Annotated in this window: 26 protein-coding genes; 25 read left to right on the top strand and 1 reads right to left on the bottom strand. The window is 69.4% G+C overall.

What is annotated here, in order from left to right; genetic code table 11:
* Positions 1-79 precede the first annotated feature (79 nt).
* From BG418_RS14905 to BG418_RS15025, 25 genes are all read left to right on the top strand, one after another.
* Positions 80-649, top strand: coding sequence for a hypothetical protein (locus BG418_RS14905; RefSeq protein WP_188274308.1), 570 nt, complete (start codon positions 80-82; stop codon positions 647-649).
* Entirely contained in the window at positions 646-873 is a 228-nt protein-coding gene (locus BG418_RS14910; protein WP_188274309.1) for a hypothetical protein, read from the top strand. The genes BG418_RS14905 and BG418_RS14910 overlap by 4 nt, the downstream gene beginning before the upstream one ends.
* The gene (locus tag BG418_RS14915; protein WP_188274310.1) at positions 870-1,184 is read left to right on the top strand and encodes a hypothetical protein; all 315 of its coding nucleotides are present in this window, start codon (positions 870-872) and stop codon (positions 1,182-1,184) included. The genes BG418_RS14910 and BG418_RS14915 overlap by 4 nt, the downstream gene beginning before the upstream one ends.
* Positions 1,185-1,724 (top strand): hypothetical protein, encoded by a 540-nt coding sequence (locus BG418_RS14920; protein WP_188274311.1) that lies wholly within the window; start codon positions 1,185-1,187, stop codon positions 1,722-1,724.
* The gene (locus tag BG418_RS14925) at positions 1,724-2,803 is read left to right on the top strand and encodes a phage Gp37/Gp68 family protein (RefSeq protein WP_188274312.1); all 1,080 of its coding nucleotides are present in this window, start codon (positions 1,724-1,726) and stop codon (positions 2,801-2,803) included. Before BG418_RS14920 ends, BG418_RS14925 begins: the two co-directional genes overlap by 1 nt.
* Entirely contained in the window at positions 2,796-3,182 is a 387-nt protein-coding gene (locus BG418_RS14930; RefSeq protein ID WP_188274313.1) for a hypothetical protein, read from the top strand. The genes BG418_RS14925 and BG418_RS14930 overlap by 8 nt, the downstream gene beginning before the upstream one ends.
* The gene (locus BG418_RS14935) at positions 3,179-3,550 is read left to right on the top strand and encodes a hypothetical protein (RefSeq protein ID WP_188274314.1); all 372 of its coding nucleotides are present in this window, start codon (positions 3,179-3,181) and stop codon (positions 3,548-3,550) included. The genes BG418_RS14930 and BG418_RS14935 overlap by 4 nt, the downstream gene beginning before the upstream one ends.
* Positions 3,547-4,011, top strand: coding sequence for a hypothetical protein (locus BG418_RS14940; protein WP_188274315.1), 465 nt, complete (start codon positions 3,547-3,549; stop codon positions 4,009-4,011). The genes BG418_RS14935 and BG418_RS14940 overlap by 4 nt, the downstream gene beginning before the upstream one ends.
* Positions 4,012-4,116: 105 nt before the next feature.
* Positions 4,117-4,452, top strand: coding sequence for an HU family DNA-binding protein (locus BG418_RS14945; protein WP_188274316.1), 336 nt, complete (start codon positions 4,117-4,119; stop codon positions 4,450-4,452).
* Complete coding sequence (locus BG418_RS14950; RefSeq protein ID WP_188274317.1) at positions 4,449-4,637, top strand: hypothetical protein; 189 nt, start codon at positions 4,449-4,451, stop codon at positions 4,635-4,637. Before BG418_RS14945 ends, BG418_RS14950 begins: the two co-directional genes overlap by 4 nt.
* Positions 4,638-4,753: 116 nt before the next feature.
* Positions 4,754-5,098, top strand: a complete 345-nt coding sequence (locus tag BG418_RS14955) for a hypothetical protein (RefSeq protein ID WP_188274318.1) — start codon at positions 4,754-4,756, stop codon at positions 5,096-5,098.
* On the top strand, positions 5,095-5,973 hold the full coding sequence (locus BG418_RS14960; RefSeq protein WP_317453656.1) for a PD-(D/E)XK nuclease-like domain-containing protein: 879 nt from the start codon (positions 5,095-5,097) through the stop codon (positions 5,971-5,973). The genes BG418_RS14955 and BG418_RS14960 overlap by 4 nt, the downstream gene beginning before the upstream one ends.
* Entirely contained in the window at positions 5,970-6,860 is an 891-nt protein-coding gene (locus tag BG418_RS14965) for a hypothetical protein (RefSeq protein ID WP_188274320.1), read from the top strand. The genes BG418_RS14960 and BG418_RS14965 overlap by 4 nt, the downstream gene beginning before the upstream one ends.
* On the top strand, positions 6,857-7,480 hold the full coding sequence (locus BG418_RS14970; protein ID WP_188274321.1) for a hypothetical protein: 624 nt from the start codon (positions 6,857-6,859) through the stop codon (positions 7,478-7,480). Before BG418_RS14965 ends, BG418_RS14970 begins: the two co-directional genes overlap by 4 nt.
* Positions 7,481-7,543: 63 nt before the next feature.
* Positions 7,544-7,894 carry a hypothetical protein gene (locus BG418_RS14975; protein WP_188274322.1) on the top strand — a complete coding sequence of 117 codons (351 nt, stop codon included), beginning with the start codon at positions 7,544-7,546 and terminating at the stop codon, positions 7,892-7,894.
* Positions 7,891-8,385 carry a hypothetical protein gene (locus BG418_RS39865; RefSeq protein ID WP_223184810.1) on the top strand — a complete coding sequence of 165 codons (495 nt, stop codon included), beginning with the start codon at positions 7,891-7,893 and terminating at the stop codon, positions 8,383-8,385. Before BG418_RS14975 ends, BG418_RS39865 begins: the two co-directional genes overlap by 4 nt.
* The gene (locus BG418_RS14985) at positions 8,382-8,684 is read left to right on the top strand and encodes a hypothetical protein (protein ID WP_188274323.1); all 303 of its coding nucleotides are present in this window, start codon (positions 8,382-8,384) and stop codon (positions 8,682-8,684) included. Before BG418_RS39865 ends, BG418_RS14985 begins: the two co-directional genes overlap by 4 nt.
* A complete protein-coding gene (locus BG418_RS14990) occupies positions 8,681-9,115 on the top strand; it encodes a hypothetical protein (RefSeq protein ID WP_188274324.1) in 435 nt (144 codons plus the stop codon). The genes BG418_RS14985 and BG418_RS14990 overlap by 4 nt, the downstream gene beginning before the upstream one ends.
* The gene (locus tag BG418_RS40865; protein WP_188274325.1) at positions 9,112-9,519 is read left to right on the top strand and encodes a hypothetical protein; all 408 of its coding nucleotides are present in this window, start codon (positions 9,112-9,114) and stop codon (positions 9,517-9,519) included. Before BG418_RS14990 ends, BG418_RS40865 begins: the two co-directional genes overlap by 4 nt.
* Positions 9,516-9,854: a hypothetical protein gene (locus tag BG418_RS40870; protein ID WP_188274326.1), complete on the top strand. Its 339-nt coding sequence runs from the start codon at positions 9,516-9,518 to the stop codon at positions 9,852-9,854. The genes BG418_RS40865 and BG418_RS40870 overlap by 4 nt, the downstream gene beginning before the upstream one ends.
* Positions 9,851-10,300, top strand: coding sequence for an SLOG family protein (locus tag BG418_RS40875; protein ID WP_188274327.1), 450 nt, complete (start codon positions 9,851-9,853; stop codon positions 10,298-10,300). The genes BG418_RS40870 and BG418_RS40875 overlap by 4 nt, the downstream gene beginning before the upstream one ends.
* Positions 10,297-10,512: a hypothetical protein gene (locus BG418_RS15010; RefSeq protein WP_188274328.1), complete on the top strand. Its 216-nt coding sequence runs from the start codon at positions 10,297-10,299 to the stop codon at positions 10,510-10,512. Before BG418_RS40875 ends, BG418_RS15010 begins: the two co-directional genes overlap by 4 nt.
* On the top strand, positions 10,509-10,814 hold the full coding sequence (locus tag BG418_RS15015) for a hypothetical protein (RefSeq protein ID WP_188274329.1): 306 nt from the start codon (positions 10,509-10,511) through the stop codon (positions 10,812-10,814). The genes BG418_RS15010 and BG418_RS15015 overlap by 4 nt, the downstream gene beginning before the upstream one ends.
* Positions 10,811-11,788 (top strand): hypothetical protein, encoded by a 978-nt coding sequence (locus BG418_RS15020; RefSeq protein WP_188274330.1) that lies wholly within the window; start codon positions 10,811-10,813, stop codon positions 11,786-11,788. The genes BG418_RS15015 and BG418_RS15020 overlap by 4 nt, the downstream gene beginning before the upstream one ends.
* Positions 11,788-13,473, top strand: coding sequence for a DNA cytosine methyltransferase (locus tag BG418_RS15025; protein ID WP_188274331.1), 1,686 nt, complete (start codon positions 11,788-11,790; stop codon positions 13,471-13,473). The genes BG418_RS15020 and BG418_RS15025 overlap by 1 nt, the downstream gene beginning before the upstream one ends.
* 119 nt (positions 13,474-13,592) lie before the next feature.
* Here BG418_RS15025 and BG418_RS15030 read toward each other — a convergent pair whose 3' ends face one another.
* Positions 13,593-13,853, bottom strand: a complete 261-nt coding sequence (locus BG418_RS15030; RefSeq protein WP_188274332.1) for a type II toxin-antitoxin system prevent-host-death family antitoxin — start codon at positions 13,851-13,853, stop codon at positions 13,593-13,595.
* Between the last annotated feature and the right edge of the window lie 587 nt (positions 13,854-14,440).

A 14,440-nucleotide genomic window follows, 5' to 3' on the forward strand; every position in this document is an offset into this window, starting at 1 on the left:
TCCGGCACCCCGCGTTCGCGAAGACCCGCCGGTACCTGAAGGTGCACCCGCTGCCGACGCAGCAGGATCGGAGGGCGTCATGAAGCCCGCCGATCAGACCGAGTACATCGTGCAGGCGATCCGCGAAGGCGCGTCCATGTACGAGGAGGACGCCCGCGCGTTCCTCGCCGAGCATGACGCGCACGTCCGTGCCGAGGCTGCGGCGGATGTGCACCGTGCCGAGCTGCCGCGCTTCGCCGACGGTGAGTCACCGGAGCTTGTTGCCAAGACCGTGCGGGCGGTGGATGTCCGTCTGGCCGAGGACGGCCCGCAGGCCCCGTATGGCGTCACGGCGGAGGTGGTCGACGCCAGCGAGTTCTTCGAGGTCGGCCGCACCTACCTGGGCAGCTACGGCTGGCGGTTCCGTGTCGACGTCATCACGACGCATCCGGAGAACGGTGAGCGGGCCGCGCTCGGCTGGCGGTTCTTCAACGACGTGTGGGAGCCCATCGCCTACTACGAGGACGACTGGGATCTCCACCAGTACGTCGGCCACGTTGAGGCTACTGACGACGCCGCCCCGATCGCCTCGACCGCGGCCGCCGTGTCCGCTCTGGGCGCGCTGCCGGTGCCGATCGGTGACGAGCCCGAGGCGGGTGGGTCGTCATGACGCCTCCGACGAATCCGATCGCCCGCCTGGATGCCCCGCTCGTGGTGGTGGAGGCGGAGGCGCATCTGTTGGGGCTGCTGGCCCATCCGGTGGCGGAGTCTGCGCCGCTGAAAGAGCGGCACGACTGGTTCGCGAGCGTGTTCCGCGACCTGGCGACCGCTCACCCCGAGGCGTGCTCGTGCGACGCCGACTATCCCGACTGGCAGCCCGGGAGGGCGTCATGAAGCTGACCGAACTGTCTCGTCCAACGGATGTCCTGCAACAGCTGATTGTCGAGTTCCCACTGCTGCCTGCCGGGCACGTCGCCATCAACTCGATCTATCCGGAACAGATCGAGCTTTCGTTCCACAACGACTTCGGGGACTTCGAGGCGTGGCGCGCGGCGCTGGACATCGCCCCGGCTACGGTCCGGCACCATCTCATGAGCGGCGACACGACGCTCGTGCTGCGCGGCACTGCCGTCCGGGACGGGATCACCGTCGAGCTCGTCGCCTACGGGCCGAATCAGGCTCTGCTCGTTGGGGCGGTGGCGTAGATGGCCACCCCGCTGATCGAACGCCCGCTGCCGGACCTGCAGGTCGATGCGATTGCCGAGGTCGACGCCGAGTACATGCGGGAGTTCGGCCCCCAGGTGTCGCAGTGGCCCAGGACGGTGCGCGGCGAGTACCTCGAAGCGGTGGCGCTCTCCCGCCGCCCCCATGTCCGTGAGTCGGAGATGTTGACAACCCATCCGCGCCGCTCGTCGGCCGCGTCGCGCCGCCACCACCAGAAGTACTTGGGCTTCCGGCTGCAGCGGCTCGTCCCGGGCGCCGCGACGGTCCTGGTTGTCCCGATGTGGGCGGATCTGGAGGCGCCGGACGCCGAACCGGTCGAGCACGTGTTTCTGGTGCTGGTGCGGAACGCCCGGGGCGAGCGGTTGAAGCCGCCGCCGGGTTCGACTCCGCAGATCGTGCGGCTGCTGCAGGCGGCGTTCGTTGCGGACTGGAGTGTCGCGCAGACGTGGCGGGCGGCCGACGGGTCGCTGACGGCTCGGCGGCCTCGGGTGCCGGCGCACATGGAACGGCGGTGGATCTGATGGCCACTGACACCAGCATCGAGTGGGCTGACAAGACCTGGTCGCCGATCATCGGCTGTGATCGTGTCAGCCCGGGGTGCGACAACTGTTACGCCATCACCCAGGCTCGGATCCGCTCGAACAACCCCAACCCGACGATCTCCGAGGCGTTCGCCGGGACCGTGGACCGGATCGGCGGCCGCCTCGACTGGACCGGGAAGATCAACCTGCTCCCGGAACGGCTCACCCAGCCCCTGCGCTGGAAGAAGCCACGCCGGATCTTCGTGAACTCGCTCAGCGACCTGTTCCACAAGGACGTCCCCGCTGAGTACATCGCGCAGGTTTTCGCGGTGATGGCCCTCACCCCTCAGCACACGTACCAGATCCTCACCAAGCGGCACGCCCGCATGCGGTCGATGATCGGCGGCCCCTGCAGGTGCGGCCACCAGCCGGGGGAACACCTCCGCTCGGGCATGGCCTGGGCTGTGTCCAAGGCCAACCCCAACCGTATCTCCGGTGTCCCGGATAACGCGGAACAGCGCGTGTACGGCCGTGGAATCTGGCCCCTGCCCAACGTGTGGATGGGCGTCAGCGTGGAGGACCAGAAGTGGGCGAACATCCGCATCCCCGCCCTTCTGCAGACACCTGCGGCCGTCCGGTTCCTGTCCTGCGAACCCCTCTTCGGGCCCGTCGACCTGAAGCAGGCCGTCATCCCCATGGGCAGTGAGCGCGGCCACGGACTGACCGCCTCCTACGTCCATGCCGGTGACTGCTGCCGAAGGTTCCACGGTATCGACTGGGTGATCGTCGGCGGCGAGTCCGGACACGGCGCTCGCCCGATGGCACCCCAGTGGGCGACATCCCTACGCGACCAGTGCGCCGCAGCCGACGTGCCGTTCTTCTTCAAGCAGTTCGGCGAGTACGCGCCCACTGGCTACCTCGTCATCGGCGGCACCACCAAGGGCACGCTCCTCGCCGGTGAACCCGTCGACGACCTCGGCCATCGCGTCGAGCTGGCCCGCGTCGGCAAGAAGGCCGCTGGCCGCGAGCTCGACGGCCGTACCCACGACGCATTCCCGAAGGAGGTGGCCCATGTCTGAGTTGACCGTGAGCGAAGCCTTGGAGCGGGCGCAGGACGACCGCGCGGATCTCGCGAACCGTCTGTGCCGCATGGGTCTGCTGCGCTACCGCCCCGATGTACCCGACGAGGTGGGGGCCGAGATGGAGCGGATCCTCAACTCGCCTGACCGCCACGGCATTGAGCTGACCGCGACGGAGTGGGGCGAGCTGGTGCACGCGGCCGCTGCAGCCGAGAACGCCGTGGACCCCGAGAGCTCGATCTACGACTCGATCAAGCACTGGGTCGCCGCAATCCTCCCGCTGCACGAGCGGATGATCCGCGAACGTATCGGCGGCGAAGTCACCCGCCTGAGGGCCGAGAACGCCGACTACGAAGCGTCGTTGGGGGTGCCCGCATGACCACCACCATCATCCCGTCGCTGACTGACATCGCGGATGCGCTGGAGCAGATGGCCGACCACATCGCCCGCGTCGGCCTCCACAAGGGCGCCTTGTACGACGAAGACGCAGCAGACGGCGGGACGCCGCTGGGGGACTGTCCGACGTGCACGGTCGGGGCGGCCTGCCACGTCATCTACGGCCAGCCCCGCTACACGGTCGACCAGCCCACGGCGGAGCAGACGACGCTGCTGTACGCGGTCGTCGACCTCCTCCAGGACCGCCTCGGCGAGGACGCGATCTCCTGGTCTGACGGCCACGACCAGGAGCACGTCGTCGACTACCTGCGTGCCACTGTCGTCGAGCTGCGGGCGGGGGTGGCCTCGTGACCGTCATCGATGTGGCGCGGCATGCCCGGCGTGCTCGGCATGCGGGGCAGAGCGTGCAGAGCCTCAAGGACCGGATTCTGACGCTGACGGCTGCCAACGCGAGGGTTAGGGCTGACAACTCCGAGCTCATCGCCGCGAACGAGGTTTTGGAGAGCGAGGCGCGCTGGGTGCTGATCCGGTCCTGCTCCGACAGCATCCGCGTCGCACAGCTCACCCAGGAACGGGACCGGGCCGTCGCCGAGGTGAAGCGCCTTCAGCGGAAGGTGATCGACGCGGGCGTCGAGCATCAGCGGCTTCGTACTGCCGTCACCCTGGCCCGGCCACGTATCTACGCGGTCGACACCCAGCTCGTGCGGCCCTTCTCGCCCAGCTACGAGCTGCCGTTCGTCTCGCCGGTGCCGTACCGCGACACCAGCAGCGACACCACGCAGGAACTCCCCCTCCTCGACCGGCCTGCCTGACCCCACCCTCTCCCGCCGCGTCGCGGTGACGTCGTACCCACGGCGCGGCGGGCCACCACTTCGTATCAGCCCGGCCTTCGGGCTCACCCATCCCTGGAGTACCGCATGAACCAGACGCAGCTCATCGACGCCGTCGCCGACAGTACGGGCCTCGACCGCCGCCAGGCCGCTGCCGCCGTCACCGCTGCCCTCGACACCATCCTGGCCACCGTGACCGCAGGCGGAGACGTCACGGTCACCAACTTCGGAACCTTCCGCGCCACGAAGACCGTCGCGGGCAAGCGCCGCAATCCGAGGACCGGCGAAATCATCCAGGCCCCCGCCATGGCGCGCATGCGGTTCCGGGTGTCGGCGAGGGCTCGGCAGATCATCGCCGCCGGTGACCCGCAGGCCAGCAGGCGCAAGGCCGCCAAGGGCCGTCGGGTCGGGGCCGGTCGGTGATCCGTTTCCTGATCGGTCTACTCCTCGGCGCCGCCACGACCGCGATCACCTGGGCGGTCGGTGTCGACATCGGCTGGGCGCTCGTCGTCGGAACCGCCGTCGCGGTCATCGTCTGGTGCGCCGAGACGATCGCCGAAGTCACGGACCTGGTCGGGGACTTCCTCTCCGACCTGTTCGTCCCCTAACCCCCAGACCGGCCGTTGAGCGCCACCGCCCCCCCCGGGCGCTCCGGCCACCCCCAGGCCCGCCCCACCCCCATTTCCGGGGCGGGCCTGGGGACCCACACCCAGAAACGAGCCACATGAGCATCAACAAGCCCACCATCCCGCCCGAGACCGCCCGCCACGTCCTGTGGCACTACGGCCAGAACGGCGGCCACCAGCCTGGCAGCTTCACCCAGCGGCTGATGGAAGCCTTCGCCGCCGCCGACATGGCCAACACCGCGAAACTCGCCAACGCCTACCCCGACTACGCGGCCGCGTTCATCGCCGCCAACCTCGACCCCGACGGCATCCCCGCCCTCCAGCGCATTGCCGGAGTACCCGCGATCCACTGCACCCGCTGCCGGAGCGAAGACGGCCCGTTCACCGACGGCGGGCTATGCGAGGCGTGCGCCCGGCCCGTGCCCCTGGACGGCGTCCTGTGACCGCCGCCGTGGAGGCCGAAGCGCCGACCGCGCCCGGACTGGGCCTGCACACGGACCTGTCGAACGAGGAGTATCACGCCGACAGGACCAGCCTCTCCTCGTCGGGAGCCCGCAAGCTGCTGCCCCCGTCATGTCCCGCAAAGTTCCGCTGGGAGCAGGACAACCCGCAGCCGACCAGCAAGACCTTCGACCACGGGAACGCGGCCCACAAGACCGTCCTCGGTAACGGGCCCGACCTCGAAGTCGTCCCCGGACCCCGCTGGGACACGGGCAAGGCGAAGGCCCACATCGCCGAGATCCGCGAGCGGGGAGGGATCCCGCTCAAGGACCACGAGATGCAGATGGTCAAGGACATGGCCGCCGCCATCCGCCGCCACCCCCTCGCCGCCGCACTCCTCGACCCCGCCTACGGAGCACCCGAGCAATCGGGCTTCTGGATCGACGAAGCAACCGGCATCCGCCGCCGCGTCCGATTCGACTGGCTCCCGTCCGTTCAATCCGGGCGCCTGATCATCCCCGACTACAAGACCACCACCGACGCCAGCAACGACGCCATGCGGAAGGACATCGAGAAGTACGGCTACAACTGCCAGGCCGACTGGTACGAGACCGGCGCCCGGGCCCTCGGGCTCGGCGACCAGAACGCCGAACTCCTCCTGATCGCCCAGGAGAAGAAGGCCCCCTATCTCGTCAACGTCATCGGCATCGAACTCGGGTCCCGCATCATCGCCGGCGCCAAGAACCGGCACGCCATCGAGACCTTCGCCGAATGCACGCGCACCGGCCGCTGGCCCGGCTACGCCGACGAAGAACCCAACTACCTCCCGCTGCCCGGATGGGCTGAGAACCGCGACAAGGAGATCTACCTGCCATGAGTTTCCCCGCCCAGATGCCCGCCGCGCCTGGCGTCGACCGTCTCGGACAGCAGACCGCTGTCGAGCAGTCCCGCGCCGTCGCCGAGGTTCAGGCCGCCATTTATGTGGCCCGACAGTTCCCCCGCGATATTGGCCGCTCCCGCACCGCCATGCAGTCCGCCTGCGGATCGATGGCCCTCGCCGACAAAGCGTTCTACGAGTTCCCGCGAGCCGGGGGCAAGGTCACCGGCTCCACCATTCACCTCGCCAAGACCCTCGCCCAGGCGTGGGGGAACATCCAGTACGGCGTCTCCGAGTTGCGACGCGACGACGAGTTCCACCAGTCCGAGATGCAGGCGTGGGCGTGGGACGTCGAGGCCAACACCCGGCACGTGCTCACCTTCATCGTCCCTCACGCCAAGTTCGCCAACAACAAGGTCAGCCCGCTCGTCGACCTTCGCGACATCTACGACAACAACGCCAACAACGGCGCCCGCCGCCTCCGCGAAGCAATCTTCGCGGTGATCCCGGAATTCTTCATCGACGAGGCCGAAGACCTCTGCCGGGAGACCCTCAGCAAGGGTGACGGCAAGCCCCTCCCGGATCGCGTTGACGGAGCCGTGAAGGTGTTCCAGCAGCTCGGCATCAACGCCGACCGGCTGGAGCAGAAGCTCGGCCGGCCCCGCGCCCAGTGGACCGGCGCCGACATCGCCCAGCTGCTCATCACCCACAAGTCGATCCAGCGCCGCGAGATCGCTGTCGACGAGGCGTTCCCGCAAGCCCGCATCACCGGCGCCGAGATCACCAACAAGAGCAGTGGCGGCCGCAAGCAGCAGGCGCCCCCGGATGACGACCCGTGGGCTGGCCAGGACGTCGCCCAGCCCGGCAGCAAGGGCGGTGCGGCATGAGCACCGACCACCGCGCAAAGGCCGAAGAGCTCCTCGCCGTCGCCGCCAAGGAACACGTCCGCCCCGGGGGCGACCCAACCCGCGCCCTGACCGCCGCCCAGGTCTACGCCACCCTCACCCGCAACGAAGAGCACGCAGCGACGACTGCCGACCTGCGGGACGTGATCACCCTGCTCCGGCGCCGCGAGTACGCGACCCGTGAGGCCGTGTCGCAGCACGTCGCCAAGGCCCTCGCCAGCAGGGAGAAGGATCGCTGGCGGGCAGGGCTTGATCTCACCAAGGCGCTCGACGAAGCCGACTGCAACATCGACAACCTCGTCGACGCCCGCCTCTCCGACGACGGGTGGGACCCGCGGTCCGCCTACAAGGCGCCCGCTTCTGCCGTACCCGCCGACCCGTGGGCAGCCAAGCCCGACATCACCGCCGAGATCCCCGAGCCCGTCCGCCGGGTCCTCGTCGACTACCTGGCCGCCGCGCTCCTCAGTAAAGGCGACGCCCAGGGCGTGGGTCAGACGATCACCTTCGCCCTGAAGCATGCGGGCGCCAACCTCGCCAGCGACATCGAGAAGCGGATCAGCGAACTCACCCTCGGCGCCGACCCGTCCGAGCCCCCGTTTTAGCCCGCACACGCCACGGGGCGGCCGCGGGCAATGCGGCCGCCCCATTGCCCCAGGAGACCACGCATGACCACGTTCCACACACCCAGCACGCCCCGCGAGTTCATCGAGACGATGCTCCGCTCCTCGATCGAAGCGGACCTGCTCGCGAGCGAGAACATCAACAACCGCTGGCTGCGCGAAGCCCACACGCACGCCGCCGTCAACGGGCACGTCGCCGCGATGGCCATGGAAATGCTGCGCCAGAACGCACCCGACCTCGCCGACGACCTCGCCGAACACCTCAACGACACCCTGACGCTCGGCGATCTGGCGGGGCCGACGTACCGCGCGGCGCTCGCTCTCAGCTTCGACCCCGAGCAGTGGATCACGGAGTTCAAGGAGCGCGCTTCGCACCGGCGGGAGGCCGCGTCATGAGGGCCTTCTACCGCGGCTACCACGCCGCCACCGGCCGCCGTGCCGCCCAGGTCCGCCGCCTCCACGTGATGCGCGAGACCGGACGGTTCGCGGGCAAGCAGGGCCTGTGCGGAACCCCGGGCTGGGGTGTCACCCAGTCCCCGGCCGTCATCCTCGACCCGCTCCCCGCAGAACCCCCCGACGGGCTGACCTGGTGCAACGCCTGCGTCGGCCATGCCGCGTTCCTCGTCGGTGTCCTCGACGACACGGTCGCCGCTGTCGCAGCCCTCCATGACCGCGGACCGAAGCCCGGCACGACCCCGCCCGAGGGGCGCTGCGGACGCTGCCGCCAGACGCGCCCGCTCTTCTCCTTCTCGTGGATGCCGGACGGCTGGATGGAGTTCAAGGAGATCCAGCTGTGCGCCCGCTGCCACAGCCTCTCCGCCCTCGAAGACGAAGACGGCCAGCTCGACTCGGGGCCGCTGCTGGAACAGATCGGAGCGACACGATGACCGACAACCCGACCGACGCCCGCATGTACGACGCCATCGAGTACGCGCTCTGGCAGAACCTCGCCGACGCCCTGAACCGGCTGGAGGAGTACGGCCTCGATCCCGTCGCCGGACTCTGCGAACAGCTGGGCGCCGAGCCCACCCAGGTGATCGACGCGGGCGATGTGATCCACGGCGGGGGCGTTCGCCCCTCCGGCGACGGCTACCTGCTGCGCTACGTGGCGCCGTTCACCCGCGACAACGAGCCCTGGGGCTGGGTCGTCCAGGCCCGTGCCCGCAGCGAGGAGGCCACGTCGTGACCTCCACCCAGTACACGATCGCAACCCGTGAGGACGAGCACGGCGTCACGCAGCCCGACGAGCAGCTGTGGACCCCGGACGGTGAGTCTGCGGTCGAGGCTGGCTTCCTCAACTACAACGGTCTGCTGATCTGTGGCATCGGCGAGGAAGACGACCCGCCGAACGAGATGGTCGCGCTCGGCCACGGCCACGCCCGGACCGCGATGTGGGCAGCCGCCAACGCATGGCTGAAGCGCCACGACTACGGCCAGGACCACTCGGACCGGCAGCCGCTCCCCGTCGACCAGTACGCAGTCTTCCTGCGCCACCCGCACCCCGACCACCCGTGCGGCTGCGCCTGGGACGGCGACTGGCGCGTCGTCTACGTCCCCGTCGGCACACCCGGCGCGATCTCCGTCACCAGCATGCGCAGGCCCGGAGGCAACCAGTGACCACTCTCCCCGAGACGACGCTGATGGTCTGGTACTGCGGTCGCTGCCGGAAATCCTGCAAGGTCCAGCCGCCGACCCCGGAACAGATTGCCTGCCGCTGCGAGAACCCAGTCCCCGGCCTGCGCCCCACCCGCGTCACCGTCATGCACGCGCCGAAGCAGCGGCCCATGCACGCCCTCAGCGACGAGGAAGCCCGGCTTAGGGCGCTGGCCCGCAAGGGCACCAAGGTCCGCGTCACGTTCGAAGGCGAGATCGCGGACGCCTGGCAGTGGTCCAGCGCCGGTAACCGCGGCCTCGGCTTCATCGTCAAGTCGCCCGACGGCCGCACCCACACCGTCCACACAGAGCAGCCCGGCCTGCGTATCGAGGCGCTGCCCGCTGGCAACGAAGGAGACGTCTCGTGAGTCACGTGCAGCCCGCGTTCGACGGGACCGAGTTCGCCGCCCCGGCCCCCGCCGTCAGCCGCCGTTCCATCGACGACTACGAGGCGTGGGAGTCCATCGTCCGCCCCGTGTTCGTCGAGGTCGCCAAGGCTGGCCGCCCCTTCCTCTGCTGGAAGGTTGCCCAACAGCACGACCTCCCCGAGCCGCCGAGCCAGAAACTCGACTGGGCGCGGCTCATGGCAAGCCTTCACCGCGACCACATCATCCGCTGCGACGGCTTCGGTCTCGCCCGCGACAAGTCCGCCTGCCGGCGCTGGCGCGGCACCACGGAAGCAATGCAGGGGAGGGCAGCGTGAACGGCCCCTACCTCGCCCTGATCCTCGTGACCGGCTCCCGCTCCTGGGACGACGTCCTCACCCTCAACGACGCGCTCCTGGAGACCTGGCACGACGCCACACAGGACGGACACTGCGGGATCACCGTCATGCACGGCGGTGCCGTCGGCGCCGACCACCTCGCCGGGATCTGGGCCCGCGCCCACCAGGAAGACGGCGTCGGCCACGACCAGATCGACGCCCAGTGGACCGACTGCGCCAACAACTGCCCGCCCGGGCACCGCAAGGAACGCCGCGGCTACACCTGGTGCCCGACCGCCGGACACCGCCGCAACCAGCAGATGGTCAACGCCGGCCCCCTGCTGTGCCTCGCCTTCCACCGCGGACAGTCCACCGGAACCGCCGACTGCATCCGCCGCGCCGAAACCGCCGGGATCCCCGTCCGACGGTACGAGGAGGCGGCATGAGCGCCCGCGCCTTCTGGATCCGCCTCGCCCAGGTCGCCACCGTCGCCTACTGGATCCTCGCCGCAGCCGCCGTCTGCGTCCTCCTCTACCTCGCCATCGACGGCATCCGCCGCCACCACCGGCAGCGACAGCAGCAGCGGACCGCCGAGACCGCCGCCCACGAGGAGCAGCACGGCCTCGACCTCCACGCCCGCGAGGAGGGACGGCCGTGACCGCCATCGACGTGTTCTTCGCCGCCGCCCAGACCGGCGAAGCGATCTGCGGCGCCGCCGAAGCCCTCACCCCCTACGCGACCATCCTCGCCGCCCTCTACCTCGGCCACCGCACCCTCCGCCGCATACGCCAGCGCACCGCCACCCGCGACCAGCGCCGCATGGCCCGCACACCCGAACCCGACTTCAACGAAACCGACCAGGCCATCGACGACCTGTGGACCTGCCGCCACATCGCCGCCCAGGAAACCGTCGAACGCAACACCGGAACCCTCAACCCCCGCCGGAAGGAGCAGCCGTGACCACTGAACAGACCGTCCGCGAAGCCAAAACCCGATGGGCACGCCGCCGTCGCCGGCTCATCGGCTACGGCCAATGGCAGCCCTTCACCGACGCTGAACCCGTCCGCCAGCACGTGCGCGCCATCCAGGCCACCGGCATGTCCCTCGCCAACCTGTCCACCGCGGCGAACGTCAGCGGGGGAACCCTCGACCACCTCCTCTACGGTGGCCAAGGGCGACCCCCGGCAGCGCTCATCCGCATTGAGAGCGCAGGCAAGCTCCTCAACTACTGGCCCAAACTCGACGACTACGTCGACGGCGCCGTCATCTCGGCCGCAGGAACAGCCCGTCGGCTTCAGGCGCTCGCCGTGATCGGCTGGCCCGTCCAGTCCATCCACCGCCAACTCGGCTTCGGCAACGTCAAAACCATCGAACACGCCCGCATCCGCGAGCACGTCACCGCCCGCCTCGCCCGAGCCGTCCGCGACCTGTACCGGTGGGCGTCCATCGGCACCGCCGAGGATCACGGCATCACCCCGTGGATTGCTGTCCGCTGCCGCAACCAGGCCGCCAGCCACGGATGGTACGGGCCCGCCGCCTGGGACGACGACAGCATCGACAACCCGGAAGCCCTGCCCGACTGGACCGGGCACTGCGGCACCGACCGCGGCTGGTGGCACCACACCCTCGAACACATCCCCATGTGCCCGCGCTGCCAGGGTGCCCACGAGACGTGGCTTGCCGAACGCCGCCACCTGGCCCCCGCGGAACGCCTCCGGCAGCTCGGAGCCGCACGCGCCGCCGCCTCCAACCGCGGCGCCATCCTCGCCGCCGACGCCCGCGAACTCCTGCGCCACGGCAACGACTACGAACGAGCTGCGGACCGCCTGGGCGTCACCCGGCAACACCTCCAGCAAGAACTCGGCCGCCACCCCGAACCCGAAGCGGACAGCGACGAGACCCAGGCCGAGGAAGACACGGAGGTGACGGCGTGATGGCACGCAACGACAACGACGCGCTCACCGTCATGGACTGGTTCTGCGGCGCCGGCGGCAGCTCCCAGGGCATGCACTCCCTTCCCGGAGTCCGCGTCGAACGCGCCGCCAACCACTGGCAGCGCGCCATCGACTCCCACGCCGCGAACTTCCCGACCGTCGACCACTATCGCGGCGACATCCGCGAAGCCCCCGTCGCGCAGTGGCCCGTCACTGACATCTTCTGGGCGTCCCCGGAGTGCCCCCAGTGGTCCAACGCCCGCGGCAAGAAGCGTGACTTCGACGCCTCCCTGCAAGGCGACCTGTTCGACGGATTCGGGCCGTCCGAGGAAGTCGAACGCTCCCGGGCCCTCATGGAAGAAGTCCCCATGTACCTGCGGGGCGTGCAGGAACGCGGCGGCCTGGTCAAGGCCGGAGTCGTCGAGAACGTCGTCGACGTCCGCGCCTGGGACCAGTGGGACCGCTGGATAGGCGAGATCAAGAAGCTCGGCTATGAGACCCGCGTCATCGCGCTGAACTCCATGCACGCCGACCCGCGCACCGTCCACAAGGCTCCCCAGTCCCGGGACCGCCTTTACGTCGCCTACTGGCACCAGAGCCTCGGCCGCACCCCCGACTGGGACAAGTGGCTGCGCCCCCGCGCCTGGTGCCCCGGATGCGACACCTGGGTCAACGCCGTACAACGCTTCAAGCAGCCCGGCCGCGACATGGGCCGCTACCGCCAGCAGTACGTCTACCGCTGCCCCAACACCACCTGCCGCAACCAGATCATCGAACCCGAGACCCTGCCCGCAGCCGTCGCCATCGACTGGACACTCGCCGGACAGCGCATCGGCGACCGCACCAAGCCCCTCGCCGACAAGACCCTCGCCCGCATCCAAGCCGGACTCGACAAGTTCGCCGTCCCCACCGTCGTCCCGGCCGGCGGCACCTGGCGCAACGATCCCGTACCCGTGTCGGACCCGATGCCGACCCGCACCACCCGCGAGAACGACGGCCTCGCCATTCCGCCGCTCCTCATCCCCGTCGAAGGCCGCGAAGGCAAAGAGCCCGCGAGCGCCAACAGCCCCCTGCGTACCCAGACCGCCCGCAACGAGACCGGCCTCGCCTGGTTCCCGTTCATGGTCACCATGCGCGGCGGCGGCGACCAACTCCGCGGCCGATCCATCGAAGAGCCCGTCGGCACGGTCTCCGCCAACGGCAACCACCACGGCCTCGTCACCCCCAACCTGCCCGCATTCGTCATGCGCAACAAGGGCAGTACGGGCAACGGCGGCGAGCACTGCACAGCCGCCAACGAGTACTTCCGCACGATGACCACGGCCGGACATCAGTCCCTCGTGACGTGGGAGCACCTGCTCGTTCCGTACTACGGCAACGGTCAGGCCCGCACCGTCCGGGAACCCGTCGGGACCCTGTCCACCCGCGACCGGTACGCCCTCGTCAAAGGCAACGTCGACATCCAGGACGTCCTGTTCCGGATGCTCGAACCCCACGAAATCGGACGCGCCATGAGCTTCGCCGACGCCTACATCGTCCTCGGCTCCAAGCGCGAACGCGTCCGCCAATACGGCAACGCCGTCACCCCCAACTGCGCCGAAGTCATCGTCGCCGCCCTCGTCGAAGCCATCACCGGCCACGACATCGACCGCCACGCCGAACCCGCACTCGCAGCCGCCGCATGACCCGCCCGCCGCACACCGGCCAGCACTAGCCGCACCCGCGGGGCCGGTACGCGCCGGCCCCGCCCGCACACGACAACGCCCCGCACATGGCGGGGCGGAGGAGGAAGGAGGGGGCGGTGTCAGTTGATCTCGTCGAGCTTCTTGAGCATGGACGCCAGGAGCGCAGCGCGCTGTTTCACCGTGCCCTCATCGAGGGCGGCGACACGGCGCCGGTCCTCAAGGGCCTGCTCATAGAACTCGGGGGAGACGAGGACGGCCTGTGGCTTCTCGCGCCGCGTGAGCACGACCTGCAGCTTGAGCAGGCGCACCTTCGCGATGACCTCGGTCAGGTTGGCGCGGGCCTCCGAGACTCCCATGCGCTCTACGGCGGACTCACTCATGCGCCCAGGATACACATTAGCCCTGTTGTAATGTCCGTCGGGTTGTACAATTCAGATGCGAGCGAAGCCGCGCAGCAACAGGCCCCGCCGCCTCCATGAGGGCTGCCCAAACCCACGCTGACCAGCAAGAAGCCCTCTCGGAAGAAGGAAGCACGTGACCCTCGACGCGATGCACTGGGTGTGGAAGCACTCCCGGTCAAGGGGAAACGCCCGGCTCGCCCTGCTCTTCGTGGCGGACCAGGTGCGCTCCTCGTCGTGCGAGGTGCGGCTCAGCTATGCCGACTTCATGCAGGCGCTCAACGCTTCACGGTCCGTGGCGAAGGGTGCCGTGCAGAAGGCCGTCGAGGACGGGGAGCTTCAGATCATCGAGCAGGGAAAGGGGACCCGGTCGTCTCTCTACAGCCTTCCGAAGGCCGTCGGATTCATCCGGCCGTCAACTTCTAGTGGGCCGGAATCAGGCCCACTAGAAGGTTCCCGGACCGGAGCTAGTGGGCCGGAATCAGGCCCACTAGGCACTAACCATGATCACGCTAGTGGGCCGGAATCAGGCCCACAGTGGGCCGGAATCAGGCCCTCTAGTGGGCCGG

Origin of the sequence: Streptomyces sp. CBMA152 (assembly GCF_014596475.1) — a bacterium.
Lineage (GTDB): Bacteria > Actinomycetota > Actinomycetes > Streptomycetales > Streptomycetaceae > Streptomyces.